This is a genomic window from Streptomyces sp. NPDC050418, assembly GCF_044458745.1.
GTDB lineage: Bacteria > Actinomycetota > Actinomycetes > Streptomycetales > Streptomycetaceae > Streptomyces.
This window is the reverse complement of record NZ_JBITIG010000007.1, coordinates 329,870-349,948: the sequence shown is the minus strand read 5'-3', so window position 1 is coordinate 349,948 and position 20,079 is coordinate 329,870. Positions and strand designations below refer to the sequence as shown.

The window sequence follows — 20,079 nt, the reverse complement described above, 5'->3', positions numbered from 1 at the left end:
ACAGGGGTGTAGGTCCGAGGGGACGGCGGCGTGGGGCCCGGAGGAAAAGGGTGCGGGGGCGGACAACGGTGGCGGGTAACCTTGACGCGTTGATTCCCGCCTGTCTCGCGACGAACGACGCGAACATGACCGCGGCAGTGCCCTCGACGGCGCGTCCGCGAAGAACTGGACGAAGAACATGCACCGGTACCGGTCCCATTCCTGCGGACAGCTCCGCTCCAGCGACGTCGGCCAGGACGTCCGGCTCAGCGGCTGGCTGCACAACCGGCGCGACCTCGGCGGCATCCTCTTCATCGACCTGCGCGACCACTACGGCATCACGCAGCTCGTCGCCCGCCCCGGCACGCCCGCGTACGAGGCCCTCGACAAGCAGACGAAGGAATCGGTCGTACGGATCGACGGCAAGGCCGTCTCCCGCGGCGCCGAGAACGTGAACCCGGAGCTGCCCACCGGCGAGATCGAGGTCGAGGTCGCCGAGGTCGAGGTGCTCGGCGCCTCCCAGCAGCTGCCGTTCCAGGTCAACGCGGATGACGGGGTCGGCGAGGAGCGCCGCCTTGAGTACCGCTTCCTGGACCTGCGCCGCGAGCGCATGCACAAGAACATCATGCTGCGCAGCGCCGTCATCGCCTCGATCCGCGAGAAGATGGTCGCGCTCGGCTTCAACGAGATGGCCACGCCGATCCTGACGGCCACCTCCCCCGAGGGCGCCCGCGACTTCGTCGTGCCGTCCCGGCTGAACCCCGGCAAGTTCTACGCGCTGCCGCAGGCCCCGCAGCAGTTCAAGCAGCTGCTGATGATCTCGGGCTTCGACCGCTACTTCCAGATCGCGCCCTGCTTCCGCGACGAGGACGCCCGCGCCGACCGTTCGCCGGGCGAGTTCTACCAGCTCGACGTCGAGATGAGCTTCGTCGAGCAGGAGGACGTCTTCCAGCCGATCGAGAAGCTGATGACCGAGATCTTCACCGAGTTCGGTGGCGGTCGCGAGGTCACCTCCCCCTTCCCGCGGATCCCGTTCCGCGAGTCGATGCTGAAGTACGGCAACGACAAGCCCGACCTGCGCGCCCAGCTCGAACTGGCCGACATCACCGACGTGTTCGAGGGCTCCGAGTTCAAGGCCTTCGCGGGCAAGCACGTGCGCGCGCTGCCCGTCCCGGACACCGCGGGCCAGACCCGTAAGTTCTTCGACTCCCTCGGCGACTACGCGGTCGAGCAGGGCGCGAAGGGCCTCGCGTGGGTCCGCGTCGGCGAGGACGGCTCGTTCCAGGGCCCGATCGCGAAGTTCCTCACCGAGGAGAACGTCAAGGTCCTCACCGAGCGCCTCGGCCTGGTCGCCGGGCACGCCGTGTTCTTCGGCGCGGGCGAGTTCGACGAGGTCTCGAAGATCATGGGCGCGGTCCGCGTCGAGGCCGCCAAGCGCGCCGGCCACTTCGAGGAGGGCGTCTTCCGCTTCTGCTGGATCGTCGACTTCCCGATGTACGAGAAGGACGAGGAGACGGGCAAGATCGACTTCTCGCACAACCCCTTCTCGATGCCCCAGGGCGGCATGGCCGACCTGGAGGAGAAGGACCCGCTCGACATCCTCGCCTGGCAGTACGACATCGTCTGCAACGGCATCGAGCTGTCCTCCGGCGCCATCCGTAACCACGAGCCCGACATCATGCTCAAGGCCTTCGAGATCGCGGGCTACGAGCGCGACACCGTCGAGCACGAGTTCGCGGGCATGCTCCGCGCCTTCCGCTTCGGCGCCCCGCCGCACGGCGGGATCGCCCCGGGCGTGGACCGCATGGTCATGCTCCTCGCGGACGAGCCCAACATCCGCGAGACCATCGCGTTCCCGCTGAACCAGAACGCGCAGGACCTGATGATGGGCGCCCCCACGGAGCTCGAGGAGACCCGTCTGCGCGAGCTCAACATCTCGCTGCGCAAGCCGGTGGAGAAGAAGGAGAAGCCGGCGGCCGAGTAAGGCGTACGCACGAAGGGCCCGGAACCGATGCGGTTCCGGGCCCTTCGCGCATCAGGCCGCATACGGCGGGCCGGAGCGGTCGGCCACCGATCGCTGCCGACGGACCGGTCAGCCGCCGATCGCCGCCGAATACGAGGCCAGCGCATAGAGCGTGGCCGCACTGACCGCGGCGACGGCCAGCACCCAGGTGACCGCCCTGCGGCCCCGGCTGCGCCGCGCCTTGGGCTGCTTCGGAGCCTTCGGCCGCTTGGGCGGCTTCGGCCCGCGTGCCTCACGCGGCGGCCGCGTGTCCGTCGGCGGCTCCGCCGCCGAGGTCAGATCCGCGAGGAGCCGGCGGCAGGCCGCGGCCAGCTCCTGCGTCCCCGCGGCCAGCGGGACCACCGTCTCCGTGCGGGCGGGCGCCGTGGTGCCGCCGTCGAGGATGAGGCCCGCGCGGATGCGGACATCCCCCCGGGTGCCCGCGACGCCGAGACTGATCCACCGCTGGACGTGTTCGCCGCGGATGACCATTCCGCCGTCGCGTTCGCGGTAAAGGGTGTGCTGCTGCCAGAGAACTTTCGCCAGTTCCTTGGCAGCCGGGTACAACTGCGCGCTCAAGGTCCCCCCTCGGGCCTGTCGTGCGGCTGCGCTGTGACGGTTTGATGCACATGCCGAAATTTCAAACGCCGCACTGTAGCAGCGTGTTGACCTGGGGCCGAGTCCCCGGACAAGCCGTACGGTGTTCCGCTGAAGCGGCCGGGCATACGCGCGGACACTCGAACGCCGGTACCGAACCGGCGCCGCGGTCATGCGAACTCAGGTTGATACGACCCCGATTCGCCCCGGGTGCGCAAGCGGAACGCAGTAGCATCCGGCCGGGGGTGGTCGGATGCACGTGGTGCTGGCGCTCGGGGCTTTCAGCCGGGGGCCCTTCCAGACGTCCTTGATGCGGGAGGCGGGCCTCTTCGCGCTGGACTTCTCCGAGCAGGAACTGGGTCAACGGGCCATGCCCGTCTGGCTGTTCGACGCCGAGCCGGTACGGATCCCGCCGCCGCGGCGCGAGACGCCCGAGGAATGGGCCGACCGCTGGCTCACGCTGGAGCCCGACGGGACCTCGACTCCCGCGGGGAAGAAGCGGAACGGCCTGGCCACGGCGAGCGGGCACCTGTTCCAGGGCCGTCGGCAGCTCGCACCGGTGCAGCGCGCGGTCGCCGGGTTCTGCGCCGCGGCGGATTCCCGTCCCACGGTGGCCCTGGTGTTCCTCACGGACGGGCCGCTCGACGAGGAGCAGCTCGTGGAGGCGATGCGCGAGACGGCCGGACAGCCCGTGCTGTGGGTGTTCCTCACGACGGCCCGCTCCCAGGACGCGGAGCCGGCGCTCGGCGTCCTCGACACCTTGGCCCAGGACGCGCACGCCCCGGCCGCCTTCACGGTGATCCGGGTCGGCGGCTGGTCCGCGTGGGCCCGCCTGCGCAGGGCCCGCGGCATCCGCCGCGCGGTCAGCCGATGGCTGCGCGGCCTGCCGCCCGCGGTCGTCGAACCGGACGGTTACGAGGATCCGGAGGATGACGCGGACCCGGAGGACGGCGCGGACCCGGAGGCGGTGCGGGTCACGGGGCGGTGAACTGCCGGGCGTGGTCGGCAGCCCAGGTGCTGAAGGTACGGGCAGGGTGACCGGTGAGGTCCTCGACCGTGCCGGTGGGCGTGAAGGGCTTCTTGTCGTTGGACTCCCAGTAGTTCAGCAGGGCGTCGGCGTACGCGGCGGGGAGGTGGTCGGCCATCTGCTGCTTCCACGCCTGCGGGGTGACCCGGTCGACCGGGACGGGCCGGCCGATTGCTGCGGCGAGCAGGCCGGCCTGCTGGGCGAACGTCAGCGACTCGGGACCGGTGAGGGTGAACCGGCCGCCGCGGTGCCGGGAGTCGGTGAGGGCGGCGTGGGCGGCTTCGGCGAGGTCCGCTTCGTGGAGGGGAGCGTCGTGGGCCTCGGGGAAGGGCAGGCAGATGGACCGGCCGGCCTTGATGGCCCAGGCCCAGCCTGCGACGTTCGAGGCGAACGAGCCGGGCCGCAGGATCGTCGTGGTGATCGGTGAGGCGAGCAGCGCACGCTCCACGTCGTGGTGCGCGGCGGCGAGCGGGTCGTTGCCGGGGTCGTCGCCGAGTACGGAGGACGACGACAGCAGCACGATGTGGGTGACCGCGGCCCGGTGGGCGTGGTCGATGAAGTCGGTGATGCGTTCGGCGCTGGCGTAGAGGAAGACGGTGGTGACGCCGGACAGGGCGGCGTGGAAGGTGGCCGGGTCGGTGAGGTCGAGGCGGACCGTCTCCACTCCGTCAGGCGGGGTGAGTCCGTCGGGGCGGGCGGAGCCGACCCGGACGGGCAGGCCGTCGCGGTGGAGCAGTGTGGTCAGGCGGGTGGCGACCGCGCCGCGGCCGCCGGTGATCAGGATCATGGCTGTGGATGGCTTTCTGCTGGTCGGTGCCGGCAACCGGTGGCCGTGGTCGGCCTTCTGCGGACCGGGGACACGAGGCGAACTGAATTCGTAACGAACGCTGTTCGTTACGATGACGGTAGGAGACGAACGATGTTCGTGTCAAACAGTGTTCGTTTCAAACGGTGTTCGTGGCGAGGGTTACGCTGACCCCATGAGCTCGCAGCCGATCAGCCGCCGCGCGCGGCCCGCGAAGGCCCCTCTCAGCCGCGACGTGATCGTGCGCACCGGTCTTGAGATCCTCGACCGTGACGGCCTCGACGCTCTGACCATGCGCCGTGTCGCCAAGGAACTCGACACCGGTCCCGCCTCGCTGTACGTCTACGTCGCCAACCGCGACGACCTCATGGCCGCGATGCTCGACGAGGCGCTCGCGCACGTACCGCTGACCGCACCGGGCACCTGGCGAGAGCAGCTGCGCACCCTTGTCGCCGCCACCGAGCAGGCCATGGGCCGCCACGAGGGCGTCGCCGCCGTCGCCCTCGGGGCCATCCCCACCGGCGCGAACGCCCTGCTCGTCCTCGACCGCGTACTCGCCCTGCTCAAGCAGGGCGGAGTCGACGACACCACCGCCGCCTGGGCCGTGGATCTGCTCTGGCTGCACATCGCCGCCGCGGCGGCCGAGCACAGCACCTACGCGACCAAGGACTCCGACGAGGAGAGCACCATTGCGGCGGCCGACCGTCACTACGCGGCCCTGCCGGCCGACCGCTACCCGATGATCACCTCACTGAGGCAGACCCTCCTCGCCCCCGGCGCGCGCGACACCTGGGCGTTCGACGTCCTGCTCAACGGCATCCTCCACACGCCCGCGCCCTGACCGCGCACCGGCCGCCACCCCGCCGCGCCGAAAGGCCCCGGAACCGTACGGTTCCGGGGCCTCGACGCGCTGATGGAGTACGGCGGTTACTCGGGCGCCCCGCCGAAGCGCTCCTTGTACGCCGCCAGATCCTCGTCCTGGATCTTGGCGAAGAGGACCGGCGGGACGGTGAACGGCGTGCCCGCGGGCACGGAGCCGAGCGCGCGGGCTTCGTCCGCGGACACCCACGTGGCCGTGTCATCGGCCAGCGAGAACGCCGCGCGCATCGCCGCCGAGGAAGCCGGGATGAACGGCTCGGAGACCACCGAGTAGAGGTGGATGAGGTTCATCGCCGTACGCAGGGTGAGGGCCGCGCCCTCGGGGTTGGTCTTGATCTCCAGCCAGGGGGCCTTCTCCTCCAGGTAGGAGTTGCCCGCCGACCACAGCGCGCGCAGCGCGGCCGCGGCCTTGCGGAACTGGAGGGCCTCCATCTGCTCCTCGTACTCGGCGAGGAGCCGGGAGATCTCCTCGCCCAGCTTCGTCTCGGCCTCGCCCGGCTCGCCGCCCGCGGGGACGTCGTCGCCGAAGCGCTTGCGCGAGAAGGACAGGACGCGGTTGACGAAGTTGCCGAGGGTGTCGGCCAGGTCCTTGTTCACGGTGGCCGTGAAGTGCTCCCACGTGAAGGAGGAGTCGTCGGACTCGGGCGCGTTGGCGATGAGGAAGTAGCGCCAGTAGTCGGCCGGCAGGATTTCGAGCGCCTGGTCGGTGAAGACGCCGCGCTTCTGCGAGGTGGAGAACTTCCCGCCGTAGTACGTCAGCCAGTTGAAGGACTTGAGGTAGTCGACCATCGTCCAGGGCTCGCGGACGCCCAGCTCCGTGGCCGGGAACATCACCGAGTGGAACGGGACGTTGTCCTTGGCCATGAACTGCGTGTAGCGCACGTCCTCGGCCTCGTACCACCACGACTTCCAGTCGCGGACCTCGCCGGCCGGGGCGGCGTCCGCCCACTCCTTCGTCGCGCCGATGTACTCGATCGGGGCGTCGAACCAGACGTAGAAGACCTTGCCCTCGGCGGCCAGCTCCGGCCAGGTGTCGGCCGGGACCGGGACGCCCCAGTCGAGGTCGCGGGTGATCGCGCGGTCGTGCAGGCCCTCGGTCAGCCACTTGCGGGCGATGGAGGAGGCGAGCTGCGGCCACTCGTCCTCGTGGGCCGCCACCCAGGTCTCCACCTCCTGCTGCAGCTTCGACTGGAGCAGGAAGAGGTGCTTGGTCTCGCGGACCTCCAGGTCGGTGGAGCCGGAGATGGCGCTGCGCGGGTTGATCAGGTCGGTCGGGTCCAGGACGCGCGTGCAGTTCTCGCACTGGTCGCCGCGGGCCTTGTCGTAGCCGCAGTGCGGACAGGTGCCCTCGACATAGCGGTCCGGCAGGAAGCGGCCGTCGGCCGGCGAGTACACCTGGCGGATCGCGCGCTCCTCGATGAAGCCGTTCTCGTTGAGCTTGCGCGCGAAGTGCTGGGTGAGCTCGGCGTTCTGCTCGCTGGAGCTGCGGCCGAAGTAGTCGAAGGCGAGCTGGAAGCCGTCGTACACGGCCTTCTGCGCGTCATGCGCCTGCGCGCAGAACGCGTCCACGGGCAGGCCCCGCTCCTTGGCGGCGAGCTCGGCGGGGGTGCCGTGCTCGTCGGTGGCGCAGATGTAGAGGACGTCGTGGCCGCGCTGGCGGAGGTACCGGGAGTACACGTCCGCCGGGAGCATGGACCCCACCATGTTGCCCAGGTGCTTGATCCCGTTGATATAGGGAAGGGCGCTGGTGATGAGGTGTCGAGCCATTGCGGGCTGCTCCCGGGTCGCTACGTGCGGTGACGAGCGGCTGGATCGCGGCTCGCCCTCTGGAATCCACAAATCGTAGCCGACACGCGGGGGCCGCCTCCCCGGGGTTTTCCCGGCGAGACGGCCCCTGTGAGCGGATGGTGCCTACGGGCGCCAGGTGGCGAGGAGGCCCTTGAAGAGCTCGGCGTCGGTGAGCTCGTTCGGGACCGGGCCCGCGTGGAAGAAGCCGGTGTTCGGCAGGTCCAGCTTGCGGAGGTAGTCGAAGGCCTTCGCGTCCGTCTCACCGAAGGCCACGAACTGCCAGAAGATCTTGTGCTCGGCCGCGTCCTTGAGGGCCTGTGTGGCGGCCGTCTTGGACTCGGGGGCGCCGTCCGTCTGGAAGATCACCAGGGCCGGGCGGTCCGGGTCGTCGGCCTTCTCGTGCAGGGCGACGATCTCGGCGATGGCGCGGTCGTAGTTCGTACGGCCCATGCGGCCCAGGCCCGCGTGCAGTTCGTCGATCCGGCCCTCGTGCTCGTCGAGCGTGAGCGCTCCGGTGCCGTCGAGCTCCGTGGAGAAGAAGACGACGTCGACGGTGGCGGTCTCGTCGGTGTGCGCGGCGAGGGCGAGGACCTGGTCGGCGAGGTTCTGGGCGCTGCCGTCCTTGAAGTACGGACGCATCGAGCCGGAGCGGTCGAGGACGAGGTAGATGTCGGCCCGGGCGCCCGTGAGCTCGTGCTTCTTGAGCACGGCTCCGGCTGCGCGGTAGGCGGTGGCCAGGGCCGGGGCCTTGGCCTTGACCCTGGCGAGGGGCAGCGCGGGCTTTCCGGATTCCTTTTCCTTGACGGGTTCGGCCGGCTCGGTGGCCGTCTCCGCCACGGCGAGCGCCTCGTCCGCGACGGGCTCGACCTCCGCCACAGCCACGACGGGCTCGACCTCGACGACGGGCTCCGGCTCGGGTGCGATCTCGACGACCGGCTCCGGCTCGGGTGCGACCTCGACGACGGGCTCCGGTTCGGGTGCGATCTCGACGACCGGCTCCGGCGCGATCTCGGCGGCAGGCTCTTCCTGCGGCTCCTCGGCGGGTGCGGCAGCCGTCTCGACCGAGGAAGCCGGCGCCGGGACCGAGGTCAGGGACGGGTTGTCGAATGCCGCCGCGACCAGCTCGTCGACGGTCGACGGTGACGGCTCCGCCGCAGGGGCGGGCACCGTGACCGGGGCGGACGCCGCGGGCGCCGGCTCGGACTCGGGTGCCGGGTCGGGGGCGGCCGCCACGGGCACCGTCTCCGCGGCGGGAGCAGAAGCCTCAGGCACCGTCTCCGCGGCAGGCGCCGGGATCGTCGGCTCCGTGGCGGACGCGGCCACCGTTTCCTCGGGACGCGCCGCAGGCACCGTACGGCCCCGGCCGAAAACGTTCCGCAGGCGATCCAGAATGCCCATGTGCGCAACCCTTCAACGTGAGTTCACCCCGGATGTCCGGGTCATCCGTCACCCCTGGCCAGGGCGGACACGTAAGGTTAGCGGGGCCTCCAGGCGATCATGGGGAGGGTCACCCGCTCGCCCGCACCCCGGCACCAACTCCCGGGAGGCCGACGGCGGTTCACCCACCGTTCATGTCACGGCCGCCGCACTGCCCGTCTCCGCACCTAGCGTCACCGCTGTCAGATATGCCGACAGGCCGTCGGCAATCAGCCACGTCACGCGGAGGGAAACGTGCGCAAACTGCTGCCGCTCATCACGAAGGACGGTGCGCACCCGGGTGGACGGTCGGCCATGACGTGCCGCTTCCGCTGTGGTGACGCCTGCTTCCACGAGGTGCCCAACACCAGCGACAACGAATATGTCGGCGACGTCATAGCCGGTGCCCTGTCGAGACGCTCGATGATGCGCGCCGCCGCGGTCGTCACCGTCGCGGGCGCCGCGGGCGCGGCCGTCGTCGGCTCGGCCCCGCAGGCCACGGCCCATGGCAAGGGCAACGGCCACGGCCACGGCCACGACAAGGCCGCCCGCGGCCTCCGCTTCGCGCCGGTCGCGCCCAACACCGCCGACCAGGTCACGATCCCCGACGGCTACGCCCAGAACGTGGTCATCAAGTGGGGCGACCCGATCCTGCGCGGTGCCCCGGACTTCGACCCGGAGAAGCAGACCGCGAAGGCGCAGGCCGGCCAGTTCGGCTACAACAACGACTTCCTGGCGCTGCTGCCGTACGGCCGCGGTCGCCAGATCCTCGTCGCGAACCACGAGTACACCGACGAGATCCTGATGTTCCGCGACTACGACGCCGCGAACCCGACCCGGGAGCAGGTCGAGATCGCCTGGGCCGCGCACGGCCTCGGTGTCGTCGTGGTCGAGGAGGACCGCAGGACCGGCAAGCTCACCTACGTACCGCGTCATCACCTCAACCGCCGCATCACCGCCACCACCGAGTTCCGTGTGCAGGGCCCGGCGGCGGGCAGCGACCTCCTGAAGACCTCGGCGGACCCGACGGGCACGAAGGTCCTCGGCACGCTCAACAACTGTGCGGGCGGCCGGACCCCGTGGGGCACGACGCTGCACGGCGAGGAGAACTTCAACCAGTACTTCGCCAACGCCGGCCGCGCCACCGACAAGCGGTACGGCATCGGCGCGACGGCCTCCGAGCGCAAGTGGGAGCGCTTCGACAAGCGCTTCGACGCGGCCCAGGAGCCCAATGAGGTGCACCGCTTCGGCTACATCGTCGAACTGGACCCGTACGACCCGGACTCGACCCCCGTGAAGCACACGGCGATCGGCCGCTTCAAGCACGAGGGCGCGACCGTGCGGCTCACGCGCGACGGCCGTCCCGTGGTCTACAGCGGTGACGACGAGCGCTTCGACTACTTCTACAAGTTCGTCTCCTCGAAGCGGATGCGCCGGGGCGGCTCGCGCTCCGACCGCGCGTACAACATGACGCTCCTCGACGAGGGAACGCTGTACGTCGCGAAGCTGACGGGCGACTCCCCGGCGATCGAGATCGACGGCACGGGCAAGCTGCCCGGCGACGGCGAGTTCGACGGCAGCGGCGAGTGGATCCCGCTGGCGACCGCCACCGCGAAGGGTGCCGTCTCGCACGTCGAGGGCATGACCGCGGACGAGGTCTTCGTGTTCACGCGCCTGGCGGGCGACAAGGTCGGCGCGACCAAGATGGACCGCCCCGAGGACGTCGAGCCCTCGCCGCGCACCGGCAAGGTCTACATCGCGCTCACCAACAACACCGACCGCGGCAAGCCGGGCAAGGCCGGCGCGGACGAGGCCAACCCGCGCAACCTCAACAAGCACGGGCAGATCCTGGAGCTCACCGAGCGCTGGAACGACCCGACGCAGACGAAGTTCGCCTGGTCGCTGTTCCTCGTCGCGGGCGACCCGGAGGACCCGGCGACCTACTTCGCGGGCTTCCCGAAGGACAAGGTCTCGCCGATCTCCTGCCCGGACAACGTGGCCTTCGACGACCACGGCAACCTGTGGATCTCCACCGACGGCGCCCAGCTCGGCTCCCACGACGGCCTGTTCGGCGTCGCGACGGCCGGTGCGCGCCGCGGTGAGCTGAAGCAGTTCCTCACGGTGCCGAACGGTGCGGAGACCTGCGGCCCGCTGGTCCAGGACCGCCGTGTCCTGGTCGCGGTCCAGCACCCGGGCGAGATCGACGGCGCCACGGTCGACAACCCGCTGTCCGCGTGGCCCGACGGACCGGGCAAGTACGTCCGCCCGTCGGTGGTGGCCGTGTGGCGCAAGGACGGGTGCGACATCGGGGTGTAGGCACCCGGGGTACGGCGCCCGCTTGGGCATACGAGTACGGGGCACCCTCCTGCCAGGGGGTGCCCCGTCCTCAGCTCATCCGGCCGCCCGCTCGCTCAGCCCTGCTGGTCGCCGCGGCGGCGCAGCAGCGCGAAGCCGAGGCCGGCCGCGCCGGCGGCCGCCATGCCGCCCCCGGCCGCGAGCAGTGCGGTGTCGTCGCCGGGCGTGACGTTCTCGGCACCCGCCTTGACGCCGCCCTTCGGCACGACCTTGCCCTGCTCGTTCTTCTTCGGCTGCTCCTTCTTGCCGGAGTCCTTCTTGCCCTCGGTCCAGCCCTTCATGGTGCCGTCGGGGTTGAGGACGAAGTACGCGCCGTTGTGCTGCCCGGTCACGGACTTGCTGCCGCGCTGCTGCAGGGTGTCCCACTTGATGTACTTGCCACTCGCCGGGTCCTTGCCCCACATCTCGGCGTCGTAGCCGCCCTTGACCTTGAACACCTTGGCGTCGAAGCCGGAGCCGCCGATGTTCTTGTACGTGTGTACGTGCTTGCGCTCGTCGGGCTTCGGGGTGGGCTTGCTGTCCTTGGAGTAGCCCAGCTTGCCGATCGAGGTGAGCTGGAAGGTGTAACCGTTGTGCTTGGCCGAGGCGTTGTTCGTGCCGCGCGCCTCCAGGGGCAGGTTCTTCATGCCGGGTCCGGTGATCTCGGCGAACCAGCCGAGGGTCTTGTCACCCTTCACGATCTTGCCGAGCGTGTAGCGGTAGCCGTCCACCAGGTGCTTGTCCTGCTCGGTGACGACGCGCTTCTCCTTCGCCTCCGGCTTCGGCTTGTTGCCGTCCTCGTTGTTCTTGGCCGTCACGTTGCCGTCCGTGGTCAGCGTGAAGGTCCAGCCCATGACGTTGTTGGCGCCCGGGCTCAGCTTGGCCTGGAGGTTGCCGTTCTTGAGCAGATCGGCGTCGTAACCCTTGCCGGCTTCCTTGTAGACCTTCGCGCTCCACCCGTCCGGGAGCGACACGGTCTTCACGAGCTGACGGCCCTGCGGCTCGCTCGTGCGCTGACGGTCCTGGTCGCCCGGCTTGGTCTCGTCGGTCGGCGGCTTCGTCTCGTCCCCCGGCTTGACCTCATCGCCCGGCTTCGTCTCGTTGCCCGGAAGGACCTGCTCCTGGCCGGTGTCCGGTGTGGCCGGGGAGTCGGCGAAGGCGTGCGTGGCCTGGAGGGACAGACCGGCTATGACCGCGGTGGCGACGGCGGCGGAGCGGACGGCGGTACGGCGGGTGGCGCGCATGTGGTGACTTCCTCGTGGCTCAGTGATCGTGTCTTGCCCTGTTTGTGCCCCTTTGCGGTGGCGACGGATATGAAGCTACGGAGGTCATGTCTGGGTCATGCGTAAGTAACGTAACGGTTCACCGCAAACCAGGGCACACCTCTGTAAAGCACCCCTGACCTGCGCTAATGCTCCGGAAGGCGGAGGGTCGTGCGGGCCCCGCCCCGCGCGCCCGCCCCGAACGTGACGTCGATCCCGAGCACCCCCGCCTGCCCCATCACGATCGTCAGACCCAGACCGTGCCCGCGTCCGCGCCCCGGATCCCCGGTGCGGAAGCGCTGTGGTCCTTCGGCCACCAACTCCGGCGGGAACCCGTCCCCTTGGTCCTCGACCGTGACCACCGGACCGTCCACGGTGAGCGTGACCGGCGGGCGGCCGTGCTTGTGCGCGTTGACGATCAGGTTGGCCAGGATGCGGTCGAGGCGGCGCCGGTCGGTGCGCACCACCACGTCCCGTACGACCTCGGTCTCCGCCTCCAGGCCGGTGCCGCGCACCGCGTGCTCCACCAGCGCGCCGAGCCGGTGCTCGGACAGCTCGGGCCGCTCGGCGCCCGCGTCGAGGCGCGAGATCTCCAGGAGGTCCTCGGTGAGGCCGCGCAGCGCCTGCAGCCGGTCGTTGATCATCTCCTTGGGGCGGCCCTCGGGGAGCAGCCCGGCCGCCGCGACCATCCCGGTCAGCGGGGTGCGCAGCTCGTGCGCCACGTCCGCCGTGAACCGCTTCTCCGACTCCAGGCGCCGCTGCAGCGACTCGGCCATGGTGTCCAGGGCGATGGCCACGTCCTGCACCTCGTCCCGACCGCCCTTGCCGGGCCGCCGCGGCCCCATCCCGACGCGCGCGTCCAGATCGCCGTCCGTGATGCGGCGCGCGACCGCGGCCGTCGCGGAGAGCCGGCGGCTGATGCGCGCGGCGAGGAAGAGTCCGGCGAGCGTCACCGCGCCCGCCGCGAGCAGCGACGAGCCGAGGATCGCGGTGTCGATGGTCTCCAGGCGCGAGCGCGTCGCCCCGTACGGCAGCCAGATCGTCAGCGCCTTGCCGTCCGCGGGCGCCGCGCTCCAGATCACCGCCTGGCCGTCCCGCTCGCCGACGACCGTGCCGCGCTTGCCGTCGGCGACCAGGGTGCGCAGCCGGCCGGGCAATTGGGGCGGGTCGAGGGCCGCGTGGTCGGGCATCGTCGTGCCGTACTCGTAGGCGCTCATCGCCTGGTCGAGACCGTCGCGCACCTCCTTGCGCATCTCGCCGACGACCTGGCGCGTGACCACGTTGTGCACGAGCACGCCGAGCACGGCCGCGACGGCGCAGCTCACCACCGTGATCACGAGCGCGATCCGCCAGCGCAGGCTCATCAGCCGGTCTCGGGGCAGGGCCGGTCGGGCCGCTCCGGCGCACGGCAGGTGTCGAGGGTGAGCTGCTGCAGGAACATCCCGCCGCGCCCGTCGTCCCACACGTAGTCCGATACGGAGACGTACGTGGGGTTGCTGGTCGGTTCGCGCACGGCCAGGTGGCCGGCCGCGACCTCGACGCCTTCGAGGACGGCGCGGCGCGAGAGGACGCGGACGACGGCCTTGTCCTCGGCCGTGTAGACGCGCAGTTCGCTCAGCCGGCCGTCGATGTCCACGGCCGTGATCAGCTCGTCCTTGCCGTCACCCGTGAGGTCGTGCAGGACCGGGGTGCGCACGGGGCACGCGGAGCCCTCGCACGCGGCGAGCTTCTTGGCGGTCGCCGGGTGCACGAGCCGCCCGGATCCCTTGTCCTTGCGCAGGTCCTCCGCGAGGTCCGCCTTGACGACGGCGAGCGGTTCCGCCTGGTGCATGTCACCGGACGTGACCGCCGCGAGCCCCGGCACCTTCGTCGGCTGACCCGCGCTCTGGCCGGGCGCGGCCGGGCTCGGGTGGATGTCCTGCCACAGGGAGAGGGGCGCGGTGACGGGCGCGGAGTCGCCCTCGGAGTGCAGCCCCTCGGCGTCGGTGCACCCGGCGCACAGGGACAGCGCGGCGCCGAGCATCAGGGCGGCGGGGGCGCGGCGGACGCCGAGGGGAGCCATGGGCCCATCCTCGCGAGAGGCCGCGGTGCGTACCCGGTGGCGGGGACCGTACGGGTGCGGAGGGGAGGGTGCGGGGTGATCCTTGCCTGACAGGCGTCCGAAATGCGGCATACGCCCGGCAGTGCGAGGAGACCGTCATGACCCAGCCGACCGACCCCAACGCCGGCTCGTCCGCCGACCCCAACGCCGGCTCGTCCGCCGACCCGAACGCGGGAACGTCCGCGGGCCCGGGCGCCGGGAAGTCCGCAGGCACCGACACCCATCCCGGCTGGGCCGCCGCCTCCGGAGGTCCCGCCCCGCAGCCGCCCGCGAGCGGCGCCAAGGCGGAGTGGGCGGTCGGCGGCACCATGTTCGCCGGCGTGATGATGGGCGTCGCGGGCATCGTCGGCGCCCTGCAGGGCATCGCCGCCATCGCCGACGACGACGTGTACACCCGTATCGGCGACTACGTCTTCTCCTTCGACCTCACCACGTGGGGCTGGATCCATCTGCTGCTCGGCATCGTCGTCGCGGTCGTCGGCTTCGGCATCCTCAAGAACCAGGACTGGGCGCGCGGCGCGGGCATCGGCATCGCGGCGCTCTACGTCGTCGAGTACTTCCTGTTCCTGCCGTACGCCCCCGTCTGGTCGGTGATCGCCATCGCGCTCGGCGTCTTCGTGATCTGGGCCCTGGCGACGGACCGGTAGCGGGCACCAAGGCCGCCGCAACGGATCCGGGCGCGGTCGCGTCCCCTAGTGAAGGGGCAACCAGGCGGAAAGGGGCGGGAGTTGGACGCCGTGACGCCCGGCCGTGCGCCGCTGGGGCGGCGGATCGCGCTCTGGGGCGCGGGGCTGGTGCTCGCCGGACTCACGGTGGTCATCGGCTGCCGTGTGCTCGACGTGGACGCCACCACGCCCGTACCGCAGCTGCTCGCCTTCCTGCCGTGGCTCCTTGTCCCCGCGGCGGCGGCCCTGCTGTGCGCGGCGCTGGTCCGCTGGCGCACGGGTATGGCCTGGTCCGTGCTCCTGCTCGTCGTCACGGCCTGGTTCCTGCAGCCGTACGACCCGGCCGCGACGACCGCGTCGGCCCGCGCGGACGGCGGGCGCGAGACAGCCCGCCTCACCGTCCTCACCTCGAACGTCCTCTTCGGCAAGGCGACTTCGGGCCTGGTCGAGGTCGTACGCGAGGAGCGCCCCGACCTCGTCCTCGTGCAGGAATGCGACGCGGCCTGCCTGGCCGCCCTGCGCTCCGGCCTCGACTACCCGTACGAGGAGGCCGTCCCGTCCCCTGGCTCGCACGGCTCGGCGATCCTCAGCCGCCACCCCCTGGAGCCCGCGCCCGGGATCCCCTCGCGTCTGGAGATGCCGGGGGCCGTGGTGACGGTCGCAGGGCAGCGGGTGCGGGTGCAGCTGGCGCACCCCGTGCCGCCCGTGCCGGGCGGGGTGGCGTTGTGGCGGCGGGAGTTGGCGGCGCTACGGGACTGGGTGGAGCGGCACCGTTCGTCCGGGCCGCTCGTGGTGGCCGGGGACTTCAACGCCTCACAGGACCACGCGGCGTTCCGCGCGCTCCTCGACGCGGGGCTGCGGGACGCGGCCGCCGTGGTGGGGCGCTCGCGCACCCCCACCTGGCCCGCGTCGCTGCCCCTGGGTGCCCAGATCGACCACGTCCTCGCCTCGCCCGCGCTGGTACCGCGCGCGGCCCGCTTCCTCGAACTCGCCGACACCGACCACCGGGCGCTGATGGTGGAGCTGGGGCTGCGGGCGGGGTGAGGGGCGCACTCCTGTCGCACTCCTGCCGGGGGGCGGGAAAGTCCGGGACCTTGTGCTCTGCCTTATAAGCGACGGTTGTCGTTTATATTCGAGCTATGACCGAAAAAGCCGGTGGTGAGGCTGCCGAGCGCGTGCACCGCGCCCTGGCCGTTCCTTCGCGACGGCGTCTGATGTCCCTGCTGCGGGAGGCGGACGGCCTGCTCGGCGTGGACGAGCTCGCGGCCGCCGCCGGCCTCTCGGTCACCACCGTCCGGCACCATCTGGCCGCGCTGGCCGATGCCGGACTGGTGCGGGCCACCGCCGCCGCGGGACCCGGGCGCGGCCGGCCGAAGCTCCGCTACACGGCCGTCCGCGCCGCCCCGGCCGACCCGGCCGCCGACGACACCGCGTACCGCGACCTCGCGACCGCGCTGGTGGACGCCCTCGCCGCCCAGTCCGCGCAGGGCCGCAAGCCCGCCGCTCGGGCGGCCGGGCGGGCCTGGGGCCGCCGCCTCACCGCGGCGTCCGAGGGCACCGCGGCCCCCGCCGAGCGGGTGCTCGCGCACGCCGCCCGGATGGGCTTCGCCCCCGAACCGGCCCCCGCGCCCGCGGGCACCGAACGGCTGCTGCTGCACGCCTGCCCGTACCGCGAACTGGCCCGGGAACGCCCCGAGATCGTGTGCGCCCTCCATCAGGGCGTCCTCGACGGCCTCCTGGAGCACAGCGGCACCACCGCCGCGCTCGTCCCCTTCGTCACCCCCGACCTCTGCCGCGCGGACCTGCACCCGAGTCCGCGCTGACCCCGTATCCCCTCACTGCGCAAATCCCCTTACTACGCAAATCCCCTTACTACGCAAGGAAGTTGCCCATGTTCGGCATGGCCATAGACACCGCCCTCGCCCCCGAGTCCCAGGGCCCCGCCCTCCGCCTCGACCCCGAGGGCGGCCCGTTCCGCAGCCTCGCCGCCGTCCGGATCCAGGTGCCCGCGCACGGCACCGTCCCGGCGCACGCGCACGGGGAGTCCGAGCTGCTGCTCACCGGCGTCACGGGGGTCGTCGAGGCGAGCTGCAAGTGCGGGACGAAGGTCGTCGAGCCGGGGACGTTCGCGATGCTGCCCGCGGGCAAGGAGATCACCCTGGTGAACCGAGGCGACGAGGACGCGACGCTGCTCGCCGTCTTCTCGCAGTCCGCCTTCACCGAACGCCTGCCGCGCGGCACGGCCCGCGGCTGCGGCTGCCAGGGCCACCACCACGACAGCTGAGCGCCCGACGGCGGCGGCCCGGGGCGGCCCCGGCCGCCCGTCGGTGCCCATAATGTGCGCATGCCCAGTCCAGGAGCCCCGGCCCACACCCCGCCCGAGTGGCTGGTCAGGACGCTGGGCACGCTGAAGCCGAAGCCCGCGCCGATCCCGTGGCCGGCCGTCTTCCGTGCCGCGGTCGCGATGAGCCTTCCGCTGGCGATCGGGCTGGCCCTCGACCACGTCGCGTACGGGGCCATCGCCTCGATGGGCGCGCTCTCCGGCGTCATCGGCGACACCGCGTCCGCGTACCGGATGCGGGTCATCAACATCGCCGTGCCGCAGCTCGTCGGCGCCATCGGCATCACCCTCGGCTCGCTCGTGTTCGGGCAGGGCTGGTGGGCGGTCGCGGTGGTCACGCTGGTCGCGCTGGTCTCCGGGATGATCTCGACGATCGGCGCCGTGGCCTCCGTATCCGGGCTTCTGCTGCTGCTGAACGCGATCGTCGGGGCCGGTCTGCCGATGCCAGGACCCTGGTGGCTCGCGCCGCTCCTGATGACCGGCGGCGGGCTGCTCGTCCTCGCGCTCGCGCTGCTCGCCTGGCCGCTGCGGCAGGGCCGTGCGGAGCGGGCCGAGGTGGCCGAGGCGTACCGGCATGCGGCCGCGCTCCTGGAGGCGGCCGCCGGGGAGCCGGAGGGGTACGAGGACGCGCGGCAGGCCGTCACGCAGTCCCTCAACCAGAGTTACGACCTGGTGCTCGCCCGCCGCACCCTCGACCACGGCCGCAACCAGGACCTGGTGCGGCTCGTGACGCAGCTCAACGCGCTGACGCTGATCGTCGAGGCCGCGCCCGCCGCCCATCTGAGCGGCCGTCCGCTGCCGCCCGAGGTGCCCGCCGCCGTCCGCGCGCTCGCCGACGGGGTCGAGCACGGCGACCCGGAGTCGGTCACGCTCGCGCTGCCGCCCGCCGAGTCCACCGCGGGCCGCGCCGTGGAGCACGCGGTGCAGCACGCCGCCGAAGTCCTCGTGGACGAGGACCTGCACAACGCGGACGACCGCCTCGGCACCCCGGGCGCCCTCTCCCAGCGCGCCCGGCGTGCCGCGCGCAACGTCCTGATCTCCGCCGAGTCCTGGCGCTACGGACTGCGCCTGGCCCTGTGCATCGGCATCGCGCAGGCCCTCGTCTCGCTGGTCGAGGTGGAGCGCTCGTACTGGGTCGCCCTGACCATCACCTTCGTCATGAAGCCGGACTTCGGCTCCGTCTTCTCGCGGGCCGTGATGCGCGCGGTCGGCACCGCCGCGGGTCTCCTGGTCGCCGCGGCCGTCCTCGCCGAGGTACCGCGCGGCTGGTGGGACGTGCTCGTCCTGGCCGTCCTCGCCCCGCTGATCCCGGCGCTGACGCCGCGCGGATACGGGTACCAGACGGCGGCCATCACGCCGGTGATCCTGCTTCTGTCGGACACCATGAACCAGCAGGGCTTCGGGCTCGTGATGCCCCGCCTCTACGACAGCCTCATCGGCTGCGCCATCGCGCTCGTCGCCGGGTATCTGCTGTGGCCGGAGAGCTGGTCGACGCGGATCGGGGACCGGCTCGCGGACGCCGTCGCCGACACGGCCCGCTATGTGGAGATGGCCTTCCTCGACCCCTCCACGCCGGGTGTCCCGGACCCCGCGGCCCGGGCCCGGATGCGCCGCCGCCTCTTCCGCGATCTGTCCACCGTGCGCTCGGAGTTCCAGCGCGCCCTCACCGAGCCGCCGCCCACCGGGCCGCGGGCCGCCGCCTGGTGGCCGCTCGTCGTCGCGGTCGAGCGGGTCGTGGACGCGACGACGGCCGCCCGCGTACGCATCCGGCACGGCGCGCCCCGCCCGGCCCCGCAGGAGTCGGCCGAACTCTGCCGCCACCTGGAGGAACTCGCCGCGGGCCTGCGGGACACGGACACCTTGGAGGCCGTCTGCGTCCCGCTCCCGGAGGGCGACGACGACTCCGTCCTCGCCCCGCTCCGCCGCGAGATCCAGGCGGCCCGCGCCATCGCCTCACCGACGAGCACGTCGAAGAACCGGACGAGCCCGCCGCACGCTTCCTAGCCGAGCCCGCCGCACACGACTCAGCCGAGCCCGTCCAGGAACCCCCGCAGCGCCGCGTTGAACGCCTGCGGCTTCTCCAGGTTCGGCATATGGGCCGCTCCCTCCACCACGCACAGCGTCGAGTCCGGCAGCGCGGCGTGCATGGCCTCCGCGTCGGAGACCGGGGTGTACGCGTCGTCGCGGCCGACCACGACCAGGGACGGGCAGGTGACGCGGGTCAGCAGGTCGCGGTAGTCCGGGCGTTCGGCGCGGCCGCGCAGGGCCGCCGCCGCGCCCTCGGGGGCGGTCGCGGTCATCATCCGCAGGACGTGGTCCGCCACGGACGGTTCGGCGTCCGGTGCCACCATCTTGTAGAGCACGTCGTCGGCGTACGGCTTCAGGCCCTCCCGTACGACACGGTCGGCCAGTTCGCGCCGCCACGCCTTGCCGTCCTCGGTCTCGGCGGCCGGGAAGGTGTCCGCGAGGACGAGGCCCCGGACGCGGGAGCCGTACTGGCGGTAGCCGTCCATGACGATCTGCCCGCCCATGGAGAGCCCGCCGAGCACGAACTCCCCGATGCCCAGATGGTCGACGAGCGCCAGGACGTCCGCGGCGAACACGTCGAGCGTGGTCTTCCCGGGGACGACCGTGGACGCGCCGTAGCCGCGCAGGTCGGCTGCCACGACCCGGAAGTCACGGGAGAACTCCGCGATCTGGGGTGCCCACATGGAGCGGTCGAAGGGGTGCCCGTGGACGAGTACCAGCGCGGGGCCGGTCCCCTCGTCCTCGTAGCCGATCTCTATGCCGTTGAGCTGTGCGGTCGCCATACGCGAGAGGTTAGGCGAGCCGCGGCGGCCGCCCAACGGGATAAGTCCGGCCCCCGCCGGCTCGCGTCGGCGC

The 20,079-nt window shown here is 71.8% G+C and carries 17 protein-coding genes; 9 read left to right on the top strand and 8 right to left on the bottom strand.

The annotated features are described in order from the left end of the window. Positions 1-178: 178 nt before the first annotated feature. Positions 179-1,963, top strand: coding sequence for an aspartate--tRNA ligase (gene aspS, locus ACIBI4_RS19345; protein WP_399205128.1), 1,785 nt, complete (start codon positions 179-181; stop codon positions 1,961-1,963). Positions 1,964-2,071: 108 nt separating this feature from the next. On the opposite strand, the gene ACIBI4_RS19340 is transcribed toward aspS, so the two are convergent. After that, complete coding sequence (locus ACIBI4_RS19340) at positions 2,072-2,560, bottom strand: hypothetical protein (protein ID WP_399205127.1); 489 nt, start codon at positions 2,558-2,560, stop codon at positions 2,072-2,074. A gap of 271 nt (positions 2,561-2,831) precedes the next feature. Between ACIBI4_RS19340 and ACIBI4_RS19335 the strand changes: the two genes are divergently transcribed. Beyond that, a complete protein-coding gene (locus ACIBI4_RS19335; protein ID WP_399205126.1) occupies positions 2,832-3,566 on the top strand; it encodes a hypothetical protein in 735 nt (244 codons plus the stop codon). On the opposite strand, the gene ACIBI4_RS19330 is transcribed toward ACIBI4_RS19335, so the two are convergent. After that, the gene (locus ACIBI4_RS19330) at positions 3,553-4,392 is read right to left on the bottom strand and encodes an NAD(P)H-binding protein (RefSeq protein WP_399205125.1); all 840 of its coding nucleotides are present in this window, start codon (positions 4,390-4,392) and stop codon (positions 3,553-3,555) included. The two genes, ACIBI4_RS19335 and ACIBI4_RS19330, sit on opposite strands and share 14 nt — an antisense overlap. 193 nt (positions 4,393-4,585) lie before the next feature. On the opposite strand from ACIBI4_RS19330, the gene ACIBI4_RS19325 reads away from it, so the two are divergent. After that, entirely contained in the window at positions 4,586-5,251 is a 666-nt protein-coding gene (locus tag ACIBI4_RS19325; RefSeq protein ID WP_399205124.1) for a TetR/AcrR family transcriptional regulator C-terminal domain-containing protein, read from the top strand. Positions 5,252-5,337: 86 nt separating this feature from the next. Here ACIBI4_RS19325 and metG read toward each other — a convergent pair whose 3' ends face one another. Together metG and ACIBI4_RS19315 are read right to left on the bottom strand one after the other, a co-directional pair. After that, positions 5,338-7,056, bottom strand: a complete 1,719-nt coding sequence (gene metG, locus ACIBI4_RS19320) for a methionine--tRNA ligase (protein WP_399205123.1) — start codon at positions 7,054-7,056, stop codon at positions 5,338-5,340. A gap of 144 nt (positions 7,057-7,200) precedes the next feature. Beyond that, a complete protein-coding gene (locus tag ACIBI4_RS19315) occupies positions 7,201-8,400 on the bottom strand; it encodes a VWA domain-containing protein (protein ID WP_399205122.1) in 1,200 nt (399 codons plus the stop codon). 348 nt (positions 8,401-8,748) lie between these two features. Here ACIBI4_RS19315 and ACIBI4_RS19310 point away from each other — a divergent pair, with 348 nt between their 5' ends. Next, positions 8,749-10,809 (top strand): PhoX family protein, encoded by a 2,061-nt coding sequence (locus tag ACIBI4_RS19310; RefSeq protein WP_399205121.1) that lies wholly within the window; start codon positions 8,749-8,751, stop codon positions 10,807-10,809. Positions 10,810-10,904: 95 nt separating this feature from the next. Here the strand turns inward: ACIBI4_RS19310 and ACIBI4_RS19305 are convergent, their stop codons facing one another. From ACIBI4_RS19305 to ACIBI4_RS19295, 3 genes are all read right to left on the bottom strand, one after another. Beyond that, positions 10,905-12,071 carry a hypothetical protein gene (locus ACIBI4_RS19305; RefSeq protein ID WP_399205120.1) on the bottom strand — a complete coding sequence of 389 codons (1,167 nt, stop codon included), beginning with the start codon at positions 12,069-12,071 and terminating at the stop codon, positions 10,905-10,907. Between the two features lie 164 nt (positions 12,072-12,235). After that, entirely contained in the window at positions 12,236-13,453 is a 1,218-nt protein-coding gene (locus ACIBI4_RS19300) for a sensor histidine kinase (RefSeq protein WP_399205119.1), read from the bottom strand. After that, the gene (locus ACIBI4_RS19295) at positions 13,453-14,151 is read right to left on the bottom strand and encodes a hypothetical protein (RefSeq protein WP_399205118.1); all 699 of its coding nucleotides are present in this window, start codon (positions 14,149-14,151) and stop codon (positions 13,453-13,455) included. The genes ACIBI4_RS19300 and ACIBI4_RS19295 overlap by 1 nt, the downstream gene beginning before the upstream one ends. A 137-nt stretch (positions 14,152-14,288) precedes the next feature. On the opposite strand from ACIBI4_RS19295, the gene ACIBI4_RS19290 reads away from it, so the two are divergent. The 5 genes from ACIBI4_RS19290 to ACIBI4_RS19270 all read left to right on the top strand — a co-directional run bounded on the left by ACIBI4_RS19290 (position 14,289) and on the right by ACIBI4_RS19270 (position 19,200). Continuing rightward, complete coding sequence (locus ACIBI4_RS19290; RefSeq protein ID WP_399205117.1) at positions 14,289-14,837, top strand: hypothetical protein; 549 nt, start codon at positions 14,289-14,291, stop codon at positions 14,835-14,837. Between the two features lie 90 nt (positions 14,838-14,927). After that, the gene (locus ACIBI4_RS19285; RefSeq protein ID WP_399205301.1) at positions 14,928-15,899 is read left to right on the top strand and encodes an endonuclease/exonuclease/phosphatase family protein; all 972 of its coding nucleotides are present in this window, start codon (positions 14,928-14,930) and stop codon (positions 15,897-15,899) included. Positions 15,900-15,994: 95 nt separating this feature from the next. Continuing rightward, the gene (locus ACIBI4_RS19280; protein WP_399205116.1) at positions 15,995-16,678 is read left to right on the top strand and encodes a helix-turn-helix transcriptional regulator; all 684 of its coding nucleotides are present in this window, start codon (positions 15,995-15,997) and stop codon (positions 16,676-16,678) included. Positions 16,679-16,746: 68 nt separating this feature from the next. Beyond that, on the top strand, positions 16,747-17,139 hold the full coding sequence (locus tag ACIBI4_RS19275) for a cupin domain-containing protein (protein ID WP_399205115.1): 393 nt from the start codon (positions 16,747-16,749) through the stop codon (positions 17,137-17,139). Positions 17,140-17,199: 60 nt separating this feature from the next. After that, on the top strand, positions 17,200-19,200 hold the full coding sequence (locus ACIBI4_RS19270; protein WP_399205114.1) for an FUSC family protein: 2,001 nt from the start codon (positions 17,200-17,202) through the stop codon (positions 19,198-19,200). A 20-nt stretch (positions 19,201-19,220) separates the two neighbouring features. On the opposite strand, the gene ACIBI4_RS19265 is transcribed toward ACIBI4_RS19270, so the two are convergent. Further along, positions 19,221-20,006: an alpha/beta fold hydrolase gene (locus ACIBI4_RS19265; protein WP_399205113.1), complete on the bottom strand. Its 786-nt coding sequence runs from the start codon at positions 20,004-20,006 to the stop codon at positions 19,221-19,223. Between the last annotated feature and the right edge of the window lie 73 nt (positions 20,007-20,079).

Bases quoted from the DNA above. Each gene is read 5' to 3' on its own strand.
- ACIBI4_RS19305 (WP_399205120.1), bottom strand. From the start codon at position 12,071: ATGCGCGCCACCCGCCGTACCGCCGTCCGCTCCGCCGCCGTCGCCACC.
- metG (WP_399205123.1), bottom strand. From the start codon at position 7,056: ATGGCTCGACACCTCATCACCAGCGCCCTTCCCTATATCAACGGGATC.
- aspS (WP_399205128.1), top strand. From the start codon at position 179: ATGCACCGGTACCGGTCCCATTCCTGCGGACAGCTCCGCTCCAGCGAC.
- ACIBI4_RS19275 (WP_399205115.1), top strand. From the start codon at position 16,747: ATGTTCGGCATGGCCATAGACACCGCCCTCGCCCCCGAGTCCCAGGGC.
- ACIBI4_RS19265 (WP_399205113.1), bottom strand. From the start codon at position 20,006: ATGGCGACCGCACAGCTCAACGGCATAGAGATCGGCTACGAGGACGAG.
- ACIBI4_RS19280 (WP_399205116.1), top strand. From the start codon at position 15,995: ATGACCGAAAAAGCCGGTGGTGAGGCTGCCGAGCGCGTGCACCGCGCC.
- ACIBI4_RS19300 (WP_399205119.1), bottom strand. From the start codon at position 13,453: ATGAGCCTGCGCTGGCGGATCGCGCTCGTGATCACGGTGGTGAGCTGC.
- ACIBI4_RS19295 (WP_399205118.1), bottom strand. From the start codon at position 14,151: ATGGCTCCCCTCGGCGTCCGCCGCGCCCCCGCCGCCCTGATGCTCGGC.
- ACIBI4_RS19290 (WP_399205117.1), top strand. From the start codon at position 14,289: ATGACCCAGCCGACCGACCCCAACGCCGGCTCGTCCGCCGACCCCAAC.
- ACIBI4_RS19325 (WP_399205124.1), top strand. From the start codon at position 4,586: ATGAGCTCGCAGCCGATCAGCCGCCGCGCGCGGCCCGCGAAGGCCCCT.
- ACIBI4_RS19330 (WP_399205125.1), bottom strand. From the start codon at position 4,392: ATGATCCTGATCACCGGCGGCCGCGGCGCGGTCGCCACCCGCCTGACC.
- ACIBI4_RS19335 (WP_399205126.1), top strand. From the start codon at position 2,832: ATGCACGTGGTGCTGGCGCTCGGGGCTTTCAGCCGGGGGCCCTTCCAG.
- ACIBI4_RS19270 (WP_399205114.1), top strand. From the start codon at position 17,200: ATGCCCAGTCCAGGAGCCCCGGCCCACACCCCGCCCGAGTGGCTGGTC.